This is a genomic window from Aeoliella mucimassa (genome assembly GCF_007748035.1).
In the GTDB taxonomy this organism is placed as follows: Bacteria; Planctomycetota; Planctomycetia; order Pirellulales; family Lacipirellulaceae; genus Aeoliella; species Aeoliella mucimassa.
In genome coordinates, this window is the sequence record NZ_CP036278.1 from 2,184,342 (window position 1) to 2,203,069 (window position 18,728).

An 18,728-nucleotide genomic window follows, 5' to 3' on the forward strand; every position below is an offset into this window, starting at 1 on the left:
TTTCGCATTTTGTAACCTGGCACTGCTTGCCCTATGTATTCCCGCGTTGCAACCTGGTGGACGATACTTCGCATTTGCGTGGAGGAGCGACTCGTGTATCGAGGCGACTTCGCCCTCGGTACGCTCATGCGATTTCTGCCGATCGTGACGCAGGTGTTCCTGTGGACCGCGGTGTTTGCCTCGATCGACGAGGAAGGCATACGCGGGTTCTCACGCAACGACATGATCGCGTATTACCTGCTGACGATGATTGGCCGGGCGTTCTCGAGCATGCCCGGGCTGGCTTCGGGGATCGCGCGGCAGATTCGCGAAGGCGAGATCAAGAAGTACCTGATCCAGCCGATCGACCTGATAGGTTTCTTGCTGCTGGCCCGCATCGCTCACAAGGTGGTGTACTACGCGGTGGCCGTTGGCCCGTTCGCGCTGGTGTTCTTCTTGTGTCGCGACTACTTCGTCGCTGGCTGGCCGGATCCGGGCGTGATTGCTGCGTTTGTGCTGTCGCTGGTCATGGCGTTTATGCTGGGCTTCTTTCTCGAAGCAGCGATCGGCATGATTGGCTTCTGGTTCCTCGAAGTTAGCTCGCTGTTGTTTGTCTACATGCTGTTTAACTTCTTCTTTTCGGGACACATGTTCCCGCTCGACTTCCTGAACGCGTTCCTGCCAGGGTGGTTGCAACCAGTGGCGCATTACCAGCCGCTGCAGTACCTGGCCTACTTCCCCGCAGCAGTGTTCCTCGGAAAGATCGAAGGGACCGACCTCACGTACGGCCTGATGGCGCAAGCCGCCTGGGTGGTATTCTTCATCGTGGTGTGTCGAGTCGCGATGCTGCGAGGCTTCAAACGCTACAGCGGTTTCGGCGGTTAGCGTGCCGACGATTCGTTGTACGAAAACTAACTACCAAGACCCTCTCTAAAAAGGAGGACATGGCTAGCAACGAAACGAACTTCCGCTTTACAGTTCGGTAATCGCCCCGTAGGTCTCGGGTCGGCGATCGCGGAAGAACTGCCAGGTGTTTCGCACTTCGCGAATCATGTCGAAGTCCATGTCGGCGATCACGATGTCGTCTTCGGTTCGCTTCTCGCTCTTCGCAACAAACTGGCCGCGTGGATCGCAGAAGTAACTCTCGCCGAAGAACTCGCCGATGCGCCATGGCTCTTCCCAGCCTGGCCGGTTGACCGCGCCGACGAAGTACTGGTTCGCGACTGCATGAGCTGGTTGCTCGAGCTTCCAAAGGTACTCGCTCAGCCCAGCGACGGTTGCCGAGGGGTTGAACACGATCTCGGCTCCTGCGAGTCCCAGGCAGCGGGCCCCTTCGGGGAAGTGGCGATCGTAGCACGTATAGACGCCGACCTTGCCGACCCGCGTGTCGAACACCGGGTAACCCAGGTTGCCTGGTTTGAAGTAGAACTTCTCCCAGAACCCAGGGTGCAGGTGCGGCAGATGGACCTTGCGGAACTTGCCAAGGAACTCGCCGGTTGCGTCGATCACCGCGGTAGTGTTGTAGTACAGACCAGTGAGGTCTTCCTCGTACATGGGGACCACGAGCACCATTTCGTGCTTCTTGGCCAGCTCTTGCATGAGTTTGGTGGTCGGCCCATCGGGCATGCGCTCGGTGAGGTCGTACCAGCGAATCTCCTGTTCAGCAGCAAAGTACGGACCGTAGAAAAGCTCCTGCAGGCAGGTGATCTGCACCCCTTGTTCGGCAGCCTGGCGGATGAGTTCAACATGCTTGTCGACCATCGCCTGCTTGATCTTCTCGATCGGCGAGGTGGTGGGTTCGCAAAGCGTGGCCTGAATCAAGGCACCACGGACGGGACGGGCCATGGGGAGGATCCTCTGCTGTCGCCTGAAAGGGGTTTGTAAGCACTATATCCTACCGCAATCGGGGCTCGCTTCCTATCCGCAGGCCCCAGACTCATGGGGGGGTACACGCACGCTCCAGCACCCGCGTATGGTGGCATTCGGAAATCCCCAGCAGTAGAATCCGGTTAGCTTGTTCGTTGTTCTCTATTTCAAAGGACTACGTTATGTCTCTCAGGTGTCTGTTTCTCACTTACTTCGCTGGGCTCACGATTTGCTTCAGCCCGCTGGCCGCGATGGCCGAAACACCAGCCGAGCGCGATGCTCGTATGGAGTGGTGGCGCGAAGCGAAGTTCGGCATGTTCATCCACTGGGGTGTTTACTCGGTTCCAGCAGGAACCTATCACGAAAAGCAAATCGGCGGCATCGGCGAATGGATCATGCGACAAGCCGAAATCCCCGTGGCCGAGTATCGTGGGTACGCTCAGGATTTCAATCCGGTGAAGTACGAGCCCGAAGCGTGGGCCAAGCTGGCCAAGGACGCTGGCATGCGGTACGTGGTGATCACTTCGAAGCATCACGATGGTTTTGCGTTGTATGATTCGGCCGTGACCGACTGGGACATCGCCGATGCGTCGCCATATGGCAAGGACCTTTTAAAGCCGCTGGCCCAAGCCGTGCGTGGCGAAGGACTCAAGTTCGGGCTCTATTACTCGCAGGCGCAGGATTGGACCCATCCCGGCGGTGCCAAGGCTGGGTATGGCGAAGGAGACTCGTGGGACGATGCCTCGAAGGGGGACTTCGACGAATACCTGAAGACGGTTGCGGTTCCCCAGACCGAGGAGATCCTTACGAAGTTCCAACCCGATATTCTCTGGTGGGATACGCCGGTGTGGATGTCGGCCGAGCGGGCCGCTCCGCTCAATGCCTTGCTCGCTGACCATCCGCAGATCATCACCAACAATCGGCTCGGCGGCGGATTCCGTGGCGATACCGAGACTCCCGAACAGCACATTCCAGCCACCGGGTACAAGGATCGCGATTGGGAAACCTGCATGACCATGAACGGCACCTGGGGTTTCAAGAGCTACGACCACAATTGGAAGAGCACCGAAACGCTGCTGCACAATCTGGTCGATATCGTTTCGAAAGGTGGCAACTATCTGTTGAACGTCGGCCCGACCTCCGAGGGAGAGATTCCGCAAGCGTCGATCGATCGGCTGCACGAAATCGGCAAGTGGATGGACGTGAATGGCGACTCGATTTATGGAACCACCGCTAGCCCTTGCCGGATTCCGGTCTGGGGACGCATCACTAGCAAACCGAATCGGTTGTACTTGCACGTGTTCGACTGGCCTGCCGATGGCAAGCTGGTTGTCCCGGTGGAAGTCGCTCACGTAGGGGCGTGCCGCGCGTTGGCCGACCCGAGCAAAACCTACCAGGTATCCGCCAGCGAAGCCGGCGTCGTCGTGCAACTCACCGGAAGTGCCTTGGATAAGATCGATACTGTCTTGCAACTCGACATCGAGGGAACTCCTACCGAAATCATCGAGCGGATCGTCCCTGGTGCCGATGGCAAAGTGCAGCTCACGGCCGCCGATGCTCATGGCGAGGGCAGCGTGCAGCAGGAGCAAATCGATGGGAAGACCAGCCTGGGGTTCTGGACCGAGTCGCAGGACAAAGTGGCTTGGTACCTTGATCTGCCAGCGGGACGTTACCAGTTGCAAGCGACTGTTGCGGCTCCTTCGACCAGCAAGTTGACTGCCAGCATCGGTGCGGCCAAGGCGAGCGTCGCGGTCCAGTCGACCGGCAGCTACCAGGAGTTCGAGTCCCAAGACTGGGGGACGATTGAAGTAGCCAAGGCAGGCGAGTGTGTATTCGAGCTGCAGCCAGTGAAAGCAGGCTGGCGGCCGATCAACTTGCGGGGCGTCACGCTGACTCTCGCCGAGTAGGTTTCAATCGCCGAAGGTGGCAGCAGTTAGCCATGTTGCCGATTGCTGCCACCGCGGGCGAGTTCGTAGGCCAGGAACACACCCAGGCCGACAAACAGCACCCGCCAGGTCGACACCTGCTGCGGAAAGTTCACCACGTCGACACCGTCGATGTCCTCAATCGAAAGCGGCGAACCTGTGTGCGATCGCTCGCTGCTAGTTGGTTCTGGAGTCTCGGCGGTTTCTTCAGAGGGCTGCTGCGGCTCCTCGGTAACCGGTTCGGGAGAGTTATCAGTCGACTCCGAGGTGGCTGGAGTGTCGCTTGCAGGTTCCGAGTCGGCAGGTTCCACTACTTCGGGCTCGCTGCTCTCTTCCGTGGGCTCTTCCGCCGTCGGCTCGTCGGAGGGCTCCGCAGGCCCTTCGGGCTCGGTGCTTGCCGTTGCTGCAGGCTTGCTGACTTGGGAGGAAGCCGAAGCGTAGTCGTCGAGGCTCTTGCGGCGCGAGATTTCCGTGGCCGCGTAGCTGCCACCCAGGATGGCGACGAAGGCCACGATGGCCACCACGCCGGCCCGCAGGTAACTAGCCCTTTGGAGTCCGTCGCCCGCCAGTGCTCGTGCACCTAGTCCCGTGAGCACTCCGATGACGATCGCAAACCACATGGCTTCGTGGCCGGTTGTGCTTTCCACTCCAATTTGTGCAGCGACCCCCACCACAGCTCCGACGATGGATCCGATTAGCGAAGGTCCAATTTTCATGGCAATACACACCTACTAAGACGAGTGAACGGCTAAAGATCCGCGAGGCAGGCTTCGGGCAATCCGCCCGGGGCTTCTGCTGCCCAGCAGTGTAACGCGGCTCGATACGGCTTAACAGTATGTTTGCCGGCTTTTCGCAGTCGCGTCGGCCCCGCGGGCCTGCCAATCGCGGTGTTGGATTGTTACACTACGAAGTCACCCTTTAACGCATTGAATCCGAGGAATTGCCCCTATCATGAGTACTCCCATGCGAATTGCCACGATCGCTGGCGATGGTATCGGTCCCGAAGTGATTTCCGCAGCCATGCAAGTGCTGAACACGGCGGCTCCTGGGGATGGATTCCAGTATGAAGTGACCGATTTTCCTTTCTCTGCGGCTCACTTCCTGGAAACAGGCCATGTGCTCGACGACGACGACATCGCCGAACTGAAGAAGTACGACGCTATTTTTCTCGGTGCTGTCGGCGGTTTGCCGAACGATCCGCGTCTGGCTGGCGGGGTGATCGAGAAGGGCATTCTGCTCAAGCTGCGGTTTGAGCTCGACCAATACATCAACCTCCGCCCGGTAACGCTTTATCCTGGCATCGATACTCCGCTCAAGGATAAGACCTCGGAGCACATCAACTTTGTCTGTGTCCGCGAAAACACCGAGGACCTGTACTGCGGTGTCGGCGGTTTCGTTCGCAAAGGCACCGCGCAAGAAGTCAGCAATCAAACGATGGTCGCTACGCGATTCGGTGCCGAACGTTGCATTCGCTACGCGTTCGAGTTGGCGAAGACCCGCGAGCGCAAGCAGCTGACTTTGGTGCACAAGACCAACGTGCTTACCTTTGCTGGCGATACCTGGTTCCGCACCTTCAAAGCGGTGGCCGAGGACTACCCGGAAGTCACCACCGATTATCACCACGTCGATGCTTGCTGCATGTACATGGTTGCCAAGCCTGAGTTGTACGATGTGATCGTGGTACCCAACATGTTTGGCGATATCATCACCGACCTGGGTGCCGCTATCGCGGGCGGGATGGGCATCGCTTCAAGCGGCAACCTGAACCCCGACGGAACCGCGCCCAGCATGTTCGAGCCGGTTCACGGTTCCGCGCCCGACATCGCTGGCCAAAATCTGGCGAACCCAATTGCCACGATCGACTCGCTGGGGCTCTTGCTCCGCGAAACGGGGCGGATCAAAGGCGACAAGGCCGCCATCGCTTGCGGCGAACGCATCGGCGCAGCTGTCAAAGCGGTGACCCCCAAGTTCGCTGGCAAGAGCCTCGACCGTTCGGGCTATGGAACCGACGAAATTGGCAAAATGGTCGCCGACGCGCTGTAAGCCGTCCGCGGTTTAGCGATTCGCCAACCAGGCGATGAGGGCAATCAGGCCGATGGCTCCGACAATGGCCAACAGCAGGCCCCAGTTTGCCTGGCGAACCTCACCGCCTGGCTCGCCCGACATCAGTCGTTCGGTCAGGTTGGGTGGTCCGCTATTGTCAGCCGTGGCTGGTGGGTCGCCTTCGGCCTGAGGTTCAGGCGTAACGGCCGTGAACTCGGTGCGCACTGGATTGCCATCTAGTATCGCCTGCAAGGCTTCGGCAACTTCGTCGGCTTTGCCAGGGCGGTCGGCTGGATGCTTGGCCAACAATCGCTCGACCAGTGTATCCAAGGCCGCTGGGCGGTCGGAGTTGGGAGAGAGCTTGGGGATCTCTTTGTATAGGTGGTTTTCAAACACCTGGATAATGGTTTCCCCATCAAACGGGACGCGCCCCTCCAGCATGCGATACATCAAGCAGCCAACCGCATACAGATCGCAGGCGCTGGTCAACTTGTCCGCGCCGCGGATTTGCTCAGGAGCCATGTAGCGGCACGATCCCACGGTATTGCCTTCCATGGTCAGCCGATGCAGTTCGGCGTCGCGAGCCAGGCCGAAGTCGCCGACTTTTACATGCCCCGCGGTCGACAAGAACAAGTTGGCCGGCTTCAGATCGCGATGAATGATGCCTCGCTCATGAGCATGCTGCAGCCCAGCGCAAATCTGCAAGACGCATTCCACGGTCTCGCGCCATCCAATCTGTTGTCGCCGACGTAGCACCGTATCGAGTGTGCCGTAGTCGACCCACTCCATGACCAGGTAGAGCCGACCATCATCCAGTCCGCAATCGATGTGGCGAACGATATTGGGATGGTCGAGCTTCTGAAGCACCGAAACTTCGCGAACAAACCGATTCTGAATGTTGGGATCCGAAGCCAGACGGTCGTGCATCACTTTGATGGCTACTTGCTCGCCAGATTCCAGGTGCTCTGCTTGGTAGGCAGCGCCCGATGCTCCGCTGCCCAACTCTTTTACTACTTTGTACTCTCCGATCACCTCTTGAAACGTACTCATGTCTCATCACCCACGGAGGAAGCCTAAATCATTTGAAAGCATCGACAAATTGGAATTGCCCTCCATCGAATAATCCCAAGTCGCTCAGTTTCAGCTCGGGGATCACCAGCAGTCCCATGAAGCTGAGCGTCATGTAAGGTGCGCGTAGCGGAGAGCCCCACTGCTTCACGGTTTTGTCGAGCGTCGCGTATGCTTCTCCTACTTCGGCGCAAGTGCCGGTTGCCATTAACCCTGCGACTGGCAGCGGCAGTACTTCGGCGATGCCTTGTTCCACCGACGCGGCGCTGAGGCCACCATGGCTTTCCATCACCAGATTGATCGCCGCTTCGAGGTCCGCATCGCAAGTTCCCACTGCAATCACGTTGTGCGAGTCGTGGGCGACGCTCGAAGCGAGGGCACCCGCTTTGAGGCCGAAGTTCTTGATGAACGTCATTGCCGGCAGGGCAGGGCGGTAACGATTGACGATCACCAGTTTGAGAATGTCGTTCTCGACATCGCAAACGATCTCGCCCCGCTCTTTCTTGGCAGGCATCTCCAGGCAATTGGTCACTAGCTGGCCATCGATGGCCTCGATGACTTTGATGGTCTCCGCGTAGCTCGCCCGAACCGATAGTTCGATGGCCGAAACCTTGCGTGCCTGGAAGCGATTGACGATTTCGGGCTCGACGCGAGCTAGCGTGGTCGACCCCTTCTCGGCAACGCACTCTCCGTTGATCCAGGTACGCAGAACGTTGAATTCTTCCAGCGAATCGACCTCGATAAAGTCGGCGGGATCTCCTTCACGCAATAACCCAACATCAAGCGAGTAATGCTCAACTGGAGTCACGCAGGCGGCGGTCAATGCATCGTATAGATCGGTACCTGCGGCCACCGCGCGGCGGACCAGCGTGTTAATGTGACCAAGCAACAGTTCGTCGGGATGCTTGTCGTCGCTACACAGCATGGTCATGCCGGGGTGTTCGCTGATGAGCGAAACGAGCGCGTCGAAGTTACGCGCGGCCGATCCTTCGCGGATCGAAATCTTGCAGCCGGCCGCCAGTTTGTCGAGGGCTTCTTCTTTGGTAAAGCACTCATGATCGGTCGTGATACCAGCCGCTATGTACTTGGCGGCTTGCTCGCCTCGCAGTCCGGGGGCGTGCCCATCCACCGGCTTGCCCGCCTTCTTGGCAGCGGCCACCTTGGCCAGGCAATCGGGATCGCCGTACAGGATGCCGGGGAAGTTCATCATCTCGCTCAGGTAGCCGATCTTGGCTTCGGCGAGCAACTGCTCGACCTCGGCGGTGGTGATGGTTGCCCCAGCGGTTTCAAACTTGGTAGCCGGCACGCAAGAAGGAGCACCGAAGCAGAATTTGAACGGCGTTTTCGACGCGCTCGCTAGCATGTACTCCACCCCCGCGACCCCAAGCACGTTGCCGATTTCGTGTGGATCGCTCACCGATCCAACCGTGCCATGCAGTACCGCCGCGCGGGCGAACTCGGTCGGCACCAGCATCGAGCTTTCGACGTGCACGTGGGCATCGATAAAGCCGGGCAACAGATAGGTGGTTGGCTTCTCGTCGGCATAGGGGGTAATGCTCACGATGCGGGAATCTTCCCACACCACTTCAGCGGGAGCGACGGAGCGGTTGGCAATGTCTACTACGTTAGCAATCAAACTTGGCATCGGTCGAAGAATCGTTCTAAAGGCAAGGGCTATCCATCAAGCTAGCAAGCAACGAGGCACAGGCACCTCACCAAGATTGCCGCTGGCTAATCGACCGCCAACCTACCGGGAATTGGCGTCGCGCTCCAGCAGTGCCAGCATTTCGAATGAGAAAATGTCAAACTTTTCCGAAAGTATCGACTTTGACGATGCCGATACCATCTTGCAGGTACGAAATCCTGGGGGGCCAGGACATTTCGGTGGAAGTTTGCGCCATCCGGTATGTCCAACGATCTTGATTAGCCCTCCCCAAGGATTAGATCGATGCGACTTCACAGCACTAGCATCTTTGCCACCACGATGGTGGTAGCACTATCGGTACTTTCTCCCTTTGCCATTGGCCAAGAACTGCAGTGGGTGCAATCCACTCGGCAGGAGCCTACCACGCGTACCGTGGCCCGCCCGGCTACGTCCGCGAACACGGCTGTTCAGGCGACTTTTCGGCAGCCAACGCAGTTTAAGCAGCCAGCAACCGCCCGACCTTTGAAGCGGCCAGAGCCTCATCAGTATCAGACGGCGGAGTCTCGCGCTCGGAAAACCGCTATGCGGACCACCGTCGGCGTGCTTCCGACGCAGTTCACCGAGCCCGAAGAACTGCCGGCCATGCAGCCCACCGAAGAAGACTACGTCGTGGGTGAATACTACGGCGACGAGATGATGTCGGGCCCGATGCTCATGGGTGAAGTCGGGTGTGGTGTTCCCGAGCCGACGTGCGGGGCGACTCCCTTTGGCTGTGGCGACGCTTGCTATGCGGCTGAGCCAGGTTGTTGTGCCGGCGACATCATGTTTGGCGAAGCATCTTGTGCTGCAGGCGGTGCTTGCAGTTGTGGCGGAGCCTGTGGTTGCGGTGGTGGCGGCTGCGGCGACGTTTGTTACGACGGCTGCGGTAGCATCTGCGACAACTACTGGGACTGCGACGACTGCTGCGACACGGTTCCTTGGCCCGAAGCGTTGTTCGGATTCGAGTCGCGCGGTTGCACCCCGATCCTGTGGATTCCGCCCGTCAAGGAGTTCACCATCTTCGGCGGTGTGCAAGGTTTCAAAGGTCCGCTCGACTTCAATCGCGACGGCGGCAACTTTGGCTTTCACGAAGGATTCAACATCGGTGGCAAGATGGCCTGGCTCCCTTGGCCCGGTCTCGGTTACCAATTTGGTTACCAGGCGACTCAGAACCAACTCCACGGCGATGCAGTGAGTGCCTCTGACGATTCGCACTCGCAGCATTTCATCACCACCGGTCTGTTCCATCGCAATCGTTTTGGATGGCGGTACGGCGTGGTCTGGGACATGCTTCGCGACGAGCGTCAAATGTCGAACGACTTTGGACAGATCCGCGGCCAACTCGGTTGGCGGTATCCCAACTGCCGCGAGTTTGGCTTTCAGTTTGCAACGCACTCTAACGAAAGTGCAGTCGGCAACACACTGTTTAAGGCCGCCGATCAGTACTTGTTCTACTACCAGGTGAATGGTCAGCATGGTGGCGACTGCCGGGCGTTTGCCGGATTTACCGGTGACTCGAACGGCGTGCTCGGCACCGACTTCCACGTGCCACTGAACAATCGGTGGTCGCTCAGCGGTAACTGGACCTACATGATTGCCGAAGGTGGCACCGAAGGGGCCGGAGCACGCGACGAAGCCTGGAATCTCGGCATGAGCCTGGTCTGGCACTACGGTTATCGCGCCAAGCAGGCGAGCAATCGTCCGTTCCGCCCAATGTTCGATGTGGCCAACAACGGCAGCCTGATCGTCACCGAGTAACCAAAAGTTACATGCAACGAATCCCATTTCACCATTCGTGGCCCTACGTAGCGTTCGTACTCGTCACGATGACTTGTACTGGCTGCGTGAGCCTTTCGCAAAGCACGGTGGGGCTGGTAGAGGAGACGATTCTCTACCAGCCTTCCAACGAGCTGGACTATGCTCGAGTTCCTTCAGAACTTGAGTATGAGGAAGTGGAGATTCAAACTGCCGACGGGGTTCAGATCGAAGGTTGGTACTGCCCGGTGGAGAATCCTCGAGCGGTGGTGCTGTTTGCCCATGGCAATGCCGGCAACCTGGCCCATCGTAGCGACTTGCTACTTACTTGGACCAAGCGGTTACAGGTGAGTGTCTTGGCGTTCGACTATCGCGGCTACGGCAATAGCGAAGGCACCCCAAGCGAAGCAGGTCTGGTCGCCGACGCCCGAGCAGCTCGCGCCTGGCTCGCCAAGCGTGAGGGAATCGACGAGCAACAAGTGGTGCTCTATGGCCGCTCGTTGGGTGGGGCGGTCATGGTGCAGGTCGCCGCCGAAGATGGCGCTCGCGGACTGATTCTCGAGAGCACCTTCGATTCGTTGTCGGAGCTGGCGGATAGCAAGTTTCCGATGCTCGGCGTGGGCCAATCTCTCAGCAATCAGTATCCTTCGGCTGAGCTGATCGGCAATTACCGCGGGCCGCTGCTCATGGCCCACGGTACCGACGACAACACGATTCCGATCGAGCACGGGCGAAAACTGTTCGCCGCGGCCAACCAGCCGAAGCAATTCATCAAGATCAACGAGGCAGATCACAACTGGTTTCCGGAGTTCTCCTACCTGCTCACGGTTAGCCGGTTCCTGGATGAATTGCCATAGGTCATGGTATCCTAGGTGTTTTGCCACCTAAATCGAGCCCGCACCATGCTCCGCAAGATCCTCTCCTGCAAGTCATGCAGCTATCGCACCGTTGCAGGTCTTGACGACTTGGTCGCTAGGTTACGACTCGTTGGCCAACTGCGGCGCGATAAAGATCCGGACGAAGGCATCGTCGCGGCGTTGCTCGCCGAGTATGCGGCGCTGATGACTTGCCCCACGTGCAAAGCGATCGGCTTGCAAGCATCGGATGCCGACGACGACTGGCAAGACGAGGACGACTGGCAAGCGGCTGTGTTGTGCGAAGTTTGCCGGAAACCGATTGATCCAGAGCGTCTGGAGTTCTTGCCGGATACCAAGCGATGCACGGAATGCCAGCATAAAACCGAGGCGGGAACGTTGCCCGACGACGATCCGGAGTTCTGCCCTCGCTGCGGTGCGTTGATCGAAATCCGTGTGAGTCGCGGTAGCGGGCTCACCCGTTACAAACGGTTTTGCACCGGTGGGTGTGTGATCCGCTAGCGGCGGCTACTTCTTAGCAAGCTCGCCGATGTCCTCGTTCCAGAGTTCTGGGTAGTGATCGACAAAGTCCTTCATCAAGGCAATGCATTCCGCGTCGTTCACGATCTCCAGTTCCACTCCGCGACTGCGAAGATACTCCTCGGGGCCGTGGAAGTTGACGTTCTCGCCAACCACGATCTTGGGAATCTTGTAGAGCAGGGCGGCACCGCTACACATATCGCAAGGCGATAGCGTGGAGTACAAAATGCTGCGGCGGTACTCGTCCGGACTCAACCGCCCGGCGTTCTCCAAACAGTCCATTTCGGCATGCAGGATCGAACTGAACCGCTGCTCACGACGATTATGCCCGCGACCGATGATCTCGCCATCGATAACCAACACCGAGCCGATGGGAATTCCACCCTCTTCGGCCCCCAGGTGGGCTTCGGCAAGTGCGGCAGCGAGAAATTGATCGTGAGCCATCGATGATTCTCTGGTTGGAACGTGTGCTGTTCAGAGCGAGGTCAAACCAATCGCTCTCTATGTTAAAGGATAGCAGGCTTATTGGTTCACCTAGCAGTTGAAAGCGGTCAATTGCCTGGTAAAGGGCTGCTACTAACCCTCTTAACTCGACCCGATCGACAGGGTGGGTGAAGCCAATTCTTAGTTTCTTCGGGCCGACGCGATAATGCGTCGTGGTTTCACCGCGTCGGGATCGATCGGCAGCTTAATAATGAACAGCGTTCCCTCACCCACTTTTGAAGTAAAGTCGATCGTCCCGTGATGACGCATCACTGCTTGATAGCAGACCGAAAGGCCTTGGCCGGTACCTCGGCCGACCTCTTTCGTGGTGAAGAAGGGCTCGAAAATGCGCTCTCGAATAGGAGCCGAGATGCCGCGGCCATTGTCTTCGACTTCGATCACTACTTGGCGGTCCTCCACTTTAGTGCGGACATGAATCATGCCATGGATGCCGGTTTGTTCGTGCTGTTCAGCTAGCGCGTCGCCTGCATTCACCAGCAAGTGCATCACCACTTGAATCATGTCGCCTGGGATGGTTCGCACGCTCGGCAAGTCGGGGCAGAGATCGGCCTTCAGGTCACCACAATGTCGCCAACGGTTGGCCGAAATGGTCACCGCATCACGTACCATTTCGTTCAGGTCGGTCGCAACGAAGTTCTTCGTGCCAGGGTGAGTCATAGCCCTCATCGCCCGTACGATATCAATCACTCGGCGAACCGCGTCCATCGCATCGCGAACTGCCTCGGGGGAGTCCTTGCAGAGTTCGGTGAACGACTCCGATTCCAAGTGCATGGCCAGTTTCTTGGCTTCGGTTTCACGCTGCTCAGCTGGCAAGGCAAGCATTTCGCGACATTGAGTCGCCACCTGCACCATCGACCCGACTGCGTCGTCCAGGTATTCGATATTGCTAGCCAGGCACTGCATCGGAGTATTGATCTCGTGGGCAACCCCTCCCGCGAGTTGGCCGAGTGATTCCATCCGCTGCGCGCGGGCGAGTTCGTTTTGAATGCGTTTCGTGTCGGTGATGTCTTGCAGCAAGATGACTGCCGAGGGTTCGTTGTCGGCAACGTGTTTCATGACCGATCCCGAGTAGTTTACCGAGAGCCATTTGCCTTCACGGGTGCGACAGCGAAGATCCGAGACCGAGAGCTTGCCCTTGGCAAATAGATCGGTGATCAGCACTTGCTGAACATCCACAGTGCTGGCAAATCCGCCTGATTGTTCTTGCCCCTCCGAAGGGACAAACATCAAGGCGAGATTCTGGTGAATTAGCTCGAACTCCGTGTATCCAAGATGCGAGCATACCGAACGATTCACGCGGCGAATCAATCCGTCGCGGTTCACCACCAGCAGCATATCGATCATCGAGCCAATGATGTTATCGGTATATTCCTGGCTTTCGCGAATCTCTCGCTGGGTTCGGCGAAGTTCGGTATTCGAGACTTCCAGCCACTCAAATGCGGTTTCCATCCGTTCCTGAGTTGCAACCAATTCAGCCCGTTCCTGCTTCAATTGATTAATGTGCAGATGTTGCAGCGAGACATCCTGGATGGTTACCAGGGCGTAAGCCGAGTCTTTACCCATTAAGCGTGCTTCCGCTTGTTGCACCATCATTGCCAGTGGCACTCCAAACCGCGGACGAATCGGCAGGAAATGTCGGTGGAGCGAAGCGGAGAATACCGCTGGTAAACCCGTGTCGAAAACCTCGCGCAAACGTTTTTCGTAGAGTGTCTGGTAGAGGTTGGGAAAGAGCGTCGTGAGTTTCTCTCCAGTGGCTTCTGATGCTTTGATGCCGGTCCAGGCAGCGAGTGTTGCATTCCATTTGCAAATGCGTAGGTCGACATCCACGATCATGGACCCAATGGGTAATAGGTCGAGCATCGCGGTGTTGTCTTCGATTTCAATCGAGGGCCGGTTCATGGTAGTCGGGGGCAATCAGGGCGTTCGATTTGCAGGAAGGGGTTTTCCTGTTATGCGGTGGAGTACTCTTTGGCAACCGGGGCGATTGTCTCTTGATAAAAGGCCAGCAGTAGAGTCCCGCGGATTTCGCGTGAGCGTATCTGCAGCGACAAGTCTGCTGCCAAAAGCTGAATCGCCTCAGCCTGTGTTGGTAATTTCGCTGCGAGACGTTCCTGCAGTTGACCGTCGAGATAGAAGCAAGGGCCTTCGTAGTACAGTTGGTCGTCGATCAAGCGAGCGACGGAGCTCAGCACTCCATTGAGTACGATGTTCCCCACCTCGGAGAGCACACTGGCCTGTTCGAAGAGGGCGATGTCGCGGGCGGCTGGGTAACCCGCCAGCAGGGCAGCCATTGCTCGACTGTTCGCGGTGGGAAAAAGAAGCATCGCCTTGCCACAGACCTTGCCCTTGAACGACTGCAGGATCGTGGCCTGATCCACGATGAGTTTCGGCAGCTCATCCACCGGCAAACGGTAGATTTCACATACGTCCAAGTGCACATAGCAGCCTACTAGCTCTGCGAGCGATTCAGCCGCCCGAGCAGCGCCGGTGTCGACCAGTTCGGTCGACAATTCGTGAGGTTCAAACGGAAGATGCATGGACATTGAAGCCGAGTGAGGTGCCTGGCCCCAGGATGGGTCGTTGGGTGGTTCGTCTGGTGAAAGATAAGTCGCCAGCCGCGGTTTACTGAAATCTTCGTATTCCCCCGGCGGGCAATCCTCTGGACGTTGTAGCGGGAGTGTCAGCGGTAACGATTGTGACACCTCGACCGCCAAAGTTTGGTCCCCAACGACCTCGGGCAATTCCGCTGTGGCGGACGCCCGTACTTCTCTAGCAACTCGCCTGTGGGGTCGCTAGACTGGACCGGTATTCAACCGAGTTCCTTCCCTGTTTTACGGTCCCATCGATGCCCGACGTCAAGAGAATAGCCATGTGGTCCGGGCCGCGAAATATTTCGACGGCCCTAATGCGATCCTGGGGAAGCCGGCCCGACACAGTGGTGGTCGACGAGCCATTGTATTCCCACTATCTGGTGCACACTGGATTCACCCATCATCCCGAATGGGATTTGATCATCCGCCATCACGAATCGGATTGGCAGAAGGTCGTGGAAACGTTGCTGGCTCCATTGCCGCAGAATAAGACCGTGTTTTACCAGAAACACATGGCTCATCACCTGTTCGATCACATGTCGCTCGATTGGACCGAGCAGCTAGTCAACGTGTTTTTGATTCGCGACCCGCGGGATATGTTGCTCTCACTCTCTGAGTTTTTCCCTCAGCCTGCGATCGAGGAAACTGCGCTGCCGCAACAGGTGAACCTTTTCCGCCGCGAGCAGCAACGTACCGGCAAGACTCCTGCCGTGATCGACTCTCGCGACGTGTTGCTCAATCCCCATGGGCTTCTGGAGCAACTGTGCGAAGCAGTGGGAGTGGACTTTGATCCCTGCATGCTTACCTGGGAAGCGGGGCCGCGCGATACCGATGGCATCTGGGAGAAGCACTGGTACTCGAATGTGATCGAGTCGACCAGTTTTGGAAACTATCGACCCAAGATGGCCGACGTGCCTCCCCATTTGCAGGAGCTATATGCCGAGTGCCAGGCACTTTACGACGAGCTTGCCGCGCATAAACTCATGCCCTAAACCACGACACATCACTTAAAGACCAACGATCTTCTTATGCTGCAGCAATTCGATCCGCGAAACAAAGATCTGATCATCAATATCAATGGCAAGCTGTCGCACCGCGACGAAGCGGGCGTGAGCCCCTTCGACTCGGTGGTGCAGGGGGGCGATGCCGTGTGGGAAGGGCTGCGGCTCTATAATGGTCGCATCTTCAAGCTCGAGGAGCACCTTGAGCGGTTGTTCCACTCGGCCAAGGCCCTGTCGTTTGCCGAGATCCCCACTCGCGACCACATTGTCGGGGAGATTCGTCGCACGCTCGAAGCAAACAACATGCGCGACGAGGTACATATTCGGCTCACCCTCACGCGCGGCGTGAAGATCACCAGCGGTATGGACCCTCGGCTGAATCAGGCAGGGCCGACGCTCATCGTGCTGGCCGAGTTCAAACGCCCGGTGTACGACAAAACCGGCATCACGCTCCACACCAGTTCGTTCCGCCGCTCCTCGCCCGATGTGCTCGATCCCAAGATCCACCATAACAACCTGCTGAACAGCATCCTGGCCAAGCTGCAAGCTACCGCAGCAGGCGCCGATGATGCGTTGATGCTCGATGGGCGGGGATTCGTCGCCGAGACCAATGCCACCCACGTGTTTATGGTGACCGGGGGAGTCGTCGCCACGTCGACCACCGCTGCCTGCCCCGAAGGCATTACGCGGGCCACGGTACTGCAGCTTTGCAAGCAGCTGGAGATTCCTCACGAAGTCCGCGACATCTCGGTGCCCGAGGTCCTGCGTGCCGACGAAGTCTTCTGCACCGGAACCATGGGCGAGCTGGCACCTGTCACCGCGCTGGATGGCAACAAGATCGGCGTCGGGGCAGGGGGGCCGATGGTCGCACGCCTGGGCCAAGCCTACCGCGAACTCACTGCGAGCAGTGGAACCGTGGTGGTCGACTAACGCCCTACGTGGCGAGTAGCCCGGTGGAGCAACCTTTAAGTCGTCCTACAGCTGATGCTGCTTGACCGTTTCGGCGTGCGCCTTCAGGTCGTCTTCTTCAAGCGCACCAAGGAATGGAAGATTGCGGTACATGTCTTCGTAGTCCAGGCCGTATCCCACGACGAACTCGTCGGGGATGTTGAACGCGACGAAGTCGGGGTCGGCCTGCACTTCCTGGCGGCCATGTTTCCGAAGCAACACGGCCGAACGCAGCGAGTTTGGCTCGTACTCCTGCATCTTCTCCATCACCTTCACCAGCGTGTGTCCGGTGTCGAAGATGTCGTCGACCAGCAGCACATCCCGCCCGCGAATGTCGAGCATCAGTTCGTCGTTGATCGACAGCTCGCCGCGGGTGGTGGTGGCTCCGCGGTAACTACTGGCGGCGATCACTCCCACTCGCATCGGTAAATCGAGCAGGCGAATCAGGTCTGCTACCAGCACCAGGCTACCAGTAAGGACGCCGACAATCGTCAGATGGCGGTCCTTGTAGCACTCGGCAATCTCAGCGGCCATGGCCGAGACACCTTGGTGCAGTTCTTCGCGGGAATAAAGGGTTTTCATCGGGCAATTGCTCGCTGGAAAATGGAATCGTCGCAGTCGGTCGCTGGGGAAATTATAGTGAGTTGCAAGGCAAGTGTCAGGCGGCAATCGTTAGCCAGCCGCGGGGGCCACGTACAGCAAACTGGCAATGCAAGCGGTCATGAACGCGGCCAGGGTTCCCCCGAGCATGGCACGCAGGCCGAGTTTGGCCAGATCGCCGCGACGCTCCGGGGCAATGCCGCCGATGCCGCCGAGTTGGATGCCGATGGAGGAGAAGTTCGCGAAGCCGCAGAGGGCGTAGGTCAGGATGGTTTTCGTGTGTTCTGCATCGTGGAAGGCTTCGTTCTCCGCGTAGGTTTTTAATTGATCGTACGCGACGAATTCATTGAGCACCATTTTGGTACCCAATACCTGTCCCGCCTGGAAACAGTCGTCGCTGGCGATGCCCATCAACCAGGCGAAGGGATAGAAGACGTACCCGAAACCCTTTTCGAGTGTCCACACAGCATCGCCGGTAAAGCCAAACTGTTGGCCTGCATAGCCTATTAGAAAATTGAGCATCGCTACCAAAGCGACAAAGGCGATGAGCATCGCACCGACGTTCAGGGCCAGGTGCAGCCCGGCCGACGCCCCTTCGGCAGCGGCTTCGATCACGTTGCCAGTCTTCCGCTCCATGTGCGAAGCGGTTTTTCCCATAGTCTCTGGCGTTTCCACTTCGGGTTGCATGACCTTGGCAATCAGCAGTGCTGCCGGAGCCGAAATGACCGAAGCCGTCATCAAATGGCCGGCGCTAATGCCCATGCGAACGTAGATGGCCATCACACCGCCGGCAATGGTCGCGAAGCCACCTACCATGACGACCATCAGTTCCGACATCGTCATTTTGCCCACGTAAGGACGCACCACGAGGGGAGCTTCGGTCTGTCCTACGAAAATATTGGCCGCGGCCGACAGGGTCTCGGCACCGGAAGTACCGAGTGTCTTCTGCATGACAAAGGCCAGTCCTCGGACCACCAATTGCATGATGCCCAAGTGATAGAGCACCGACATCAAGGACGAGAAGAAGATGATGGTCGGTAACACCCCAAAGGCAAACGCGCTGAGCAACGCCAAACGAGGAGTCGAGCCGATATCTTCCGGCGATCCGTTCAAGGCAAAGAGAACCGCCGAACCTTCGTCGACGAAGTTCATCATTCCTTGAAACAAGGTGCCGAGCCACTCAAAGAACTCGAGGCCAGTAGTGGTTCGTAGGATCAACAAGGCAAACACGAACTGGAGTCCCAGACCACCAGCAACGACACGCCAGGGAATGCGATTGCGGTGAGGACTCATCGCCCAGGCGAGAGCGATCATCACTACCAGACCCAGCACACTTACAAGACGTTCCATAGCTCAGGCATCGATTCGTT

The 18,728-nt window shown here is 58.0% G+C and carries 17 protein-coding genes; 8 read left to right on the plus strand and 9 right to left on the minus strand.

The genetic code is table 11. The annotated features are described in order from the left end of the window. Positions 1–33 precede the first annotated feature (33 nt). Positions 34–864 carry an ABC transporter permease gene (locus Pan181_RS08790; protein WP_145246469.1) on the plus strand — a complete coding sequence of 277 codons (831 nt, stop codon included), beginning with the start codon at positions 34–36 and terminating at the stop codon, positions 862–864. An 87-nt stretch (positions 865–951) separates the two neighbouring features. Here the strand turns inward: Pan181_RS08790 and Pan181_RS08795 are convergent, their stop codons facing one another. Beyond that, complete coding sequence (locus tag Pan181_RS08795) at positions 952–1,824, minus strand: nitrilase-related carbon-nitrogen hydrolase (protein ID WP_145246470.1); 873 nt, start codon at positions 1,822–1,824, stop codon at positions 952–954. A gap of 203 nt (positions 1,825–2,027) precedes the next feature. Between Pan181_RS08795 and Pan181_RS08800 the strand changes: the two genes are divergently transcribed. Next, on the plus strand, positions 2,028–3,752 hold the full coding sequence (locus tag Pan181_RS08800) for an alpha-L-fucosidase (protein WP_145246471.1): 1,725 nt from the start codon (positions 2,028–2,030) through the stop codon (positions 3,750–3,752). A gap of 26 nt (positions 3,753–3,778) precedes the next feature. On the opposite strand, the gene Pan181_RS08805 is transcribed toward Pan181_RS08800, so the two are convergent. Continuing rightward, positions 3,779–4,486, minus strand: a complete 708-nt coding sequence (locus Pan181_RS08805; RefSeq protein WP_145246472.1) for a hypothetical protein — start codon at positions 4,484–4,486, stop codon at positions 3,779–3,781. A gap of 247 nt (positions 4,487–4,733) precedes the next feature. Here Pan181_RS08805 and Pan181_RS08810 point away from each other — a divergent pair, with 247 nt between their 5' ends. Further along, the gene (locus tag Pan181_RS08810; protein ID WP_231943792.1) at positions 4,734–5,813 is read left to right on the plus strand and encodes a 3-isopropylmalate dehydrogenase; all 1,080 of its coding nucleotides are present in this window, start codon (positions 4,734–4,736) and stop codon (positions 5,811–5,813) included. A 12-nt stretch (positions 5,814–5,825) separates the two neighbouring features. Here Pan181_RS08810 and Pan181_RS08815 read toward each other — a convergent pair whose 3' ends face one another. Together Pan181_RS08815 and ade are read right to left on the minus strand one after the other, a co-directional pair. Further along, on the minus strand, positions 5,826–6,863 hold the full coding sequence (locus Pan181_RS08815) for a serine/threonine protein kinase (protein ID WP_145246474.1): 1,038 nt from the start codon (positions 6,861–6,863) through the stop codon (positions 5,826–5,828). Between the two features lie 28 nt (positions 6,864–6,891). Beyond that, the gene (gene ade / locus Pan181_RS08820; RefSeq protein WP_145246475.1) at positions 6,892–8,526 is read right to left on the minus strand and encodes an adenine deaminase; all 1,635 of its coding nucleotides are present in this window, start codon (positions 8,524–8,526) and stop codon (positions 6,892–6,894) included. Between the two features lie 303 nt (positions 8,527–8,829). On the opposite strand from ade, the gene Pan181_RS08825 reads away from it, so the two are divergent. The 3 genes from Pan181_RS08825 (at position 8,830) to Pan181_RS08835 (ending at position 11,696) form a co-directional block, all read left to right on the plus strand. Further along, complete coding sequence (locus Pan181_RS08825) at positions 8,830–10,323, plus strand: DUF6666 family protein (RefSeq protein WP_145246476.1); 1,494 nt, start codon at positions 8,830–8,832, stop codon at positions 10,321–10,323. Positions 10,324–10,391: 68 nt separating this feature from the next. Beyond that, the gene (locus Pan181_RS08830) at positions 10,392–11,177 is read left to right on the plus strand and encodes an alpha/beta hydrolase (RefSeq protein WP_197529063.1); all 786 of its coding nucleotides are present in this window, start codon (positions 10,392–10,394) and stop codon (positions 11,175–11,177) included. Positions 11,178–11,222: 45 nt separating this feature from the next. Further along, positions 11,223–11,696 carry a TraR/DksA C4-type zinc finger protein gene (locus Pan181_RS08835; RefSeq protein WP_145246478.1) on the plus strand — a complete coding sequence of 158 codons (474 nt, stop codon included), beginning with the start codon at positions 11,223–11,225 and terminating at the stop codon, positions 11,694–11,696. A 6-nt stretch (positions 11,697–11,702) separates the two neighbouring features. On the opposite strand, the gene Pan181_RS08840 is transcribed toward Pan181_RS08835, so the two are convergent. The 3 genes from Pan181_RS08840 to Pan181_RS08850 form a co-directional block, all read right to left on the minus strand. Further along, positions 11,703–12,158, minus strand: coding sequence for a nucleoside deaminase (locus tag Pan181_RS08840; RefSeq protein WP_145246479.1), 456 nt, complete (start codon positions 12,156–12,158; stop codon positions 11,703–11,705). A 180-nt stretch (positions 12,159–12,338) separates the two neighbouring features. Beyond that, on the minus strand, positions 12,339–14,117 hold the full coding sequence (locus tag Pan181_RS08845) for a PAS domain-containing sensor histidine kinase (RefSeq protein WP_145246480.1): 1,779 nt from the start codon (positions 14,115–14,117) through the stop codon (positions 12,339–12,341). A gap of 50 nt (positions 14,118–14,167) precedes the next feature. Beyond that, the gene (locus tag Pan181_RS08850) at positions 14,168–14,755 is read right to left on the minus strand and encodes a hypothetical protein (protein WP_145246481.1); all 588 of its coding nucleotides are present in this window, start codon (positions 14,753–14,755) and stop codon (positions 14,168–14,170) included. 332 nt (positions 14,756–15,087) lie between these two features. On the opposite strand from Pan181_RS08850, the gene Pan181_RS08855 reads away from it, so the two are divergent. Both Pan181_RS08855 and Pan181_RS08860 read left to right on the plus strand, forming a co-directional pair. Then, positions 15,088–15,801, plus strand: a complete 714-nt coding sequence (locus Pan181_RS08855; RefSeq protein WP_145252103.1) for a sulfotransferase-like domain-containing protein — start codon at positions 15,088–15,090, stop codon at positions 15,799–15,801. Between the two features lie 36 nt (positions 15,802–15,837). Then, positions 15,838–16,740, plus strand: a complete 903-nt coding sequence (locus Pan181_RS08860) for an aminotransferase class IV (protein ID WP_145246482.1) — start codon at positions 15,838–15,840, stop codon at positions 16,738–16,740. Between the two features lie 45 nt (positions 16,741–16,785). Here the strand turns inward: Pan181_RS08860 and hpt are convergent, their stop codons facing one another. Together hpt and Pan181_RS08870 are read right to left on the minus strand one after the other, a co-directional pair. Continuing rightward, positions 16,786–17,340 carry a hypoxanthine phosphoribosyltransferase gene (gene hpt, locus Pan181_RS08865; RefSeq protein WP_145246483.1) on the minus strand — a complete coding sequence of 185 codons (555 nt, stop codon included), beginning with the start codon at positions 17,338–17,340 and terminating at the stop codon, positions 16,786–16,788. 90 nt (positions 17,341–17,430) lie between these two features. Further along, a complete protein-coding gene (locus tag Pan181_RS08870) occupies positions 17,431–18,708 on the minus strand; it encodes a NupC/NupG family nucleoside CNT transporter (RefSeq protein ID WP_145246484.1) in 1,278 nt (425 codons plus the stop codon). Between the last annotated feature and the right edge of the window lie 20 nt (positions 18,709–18,728).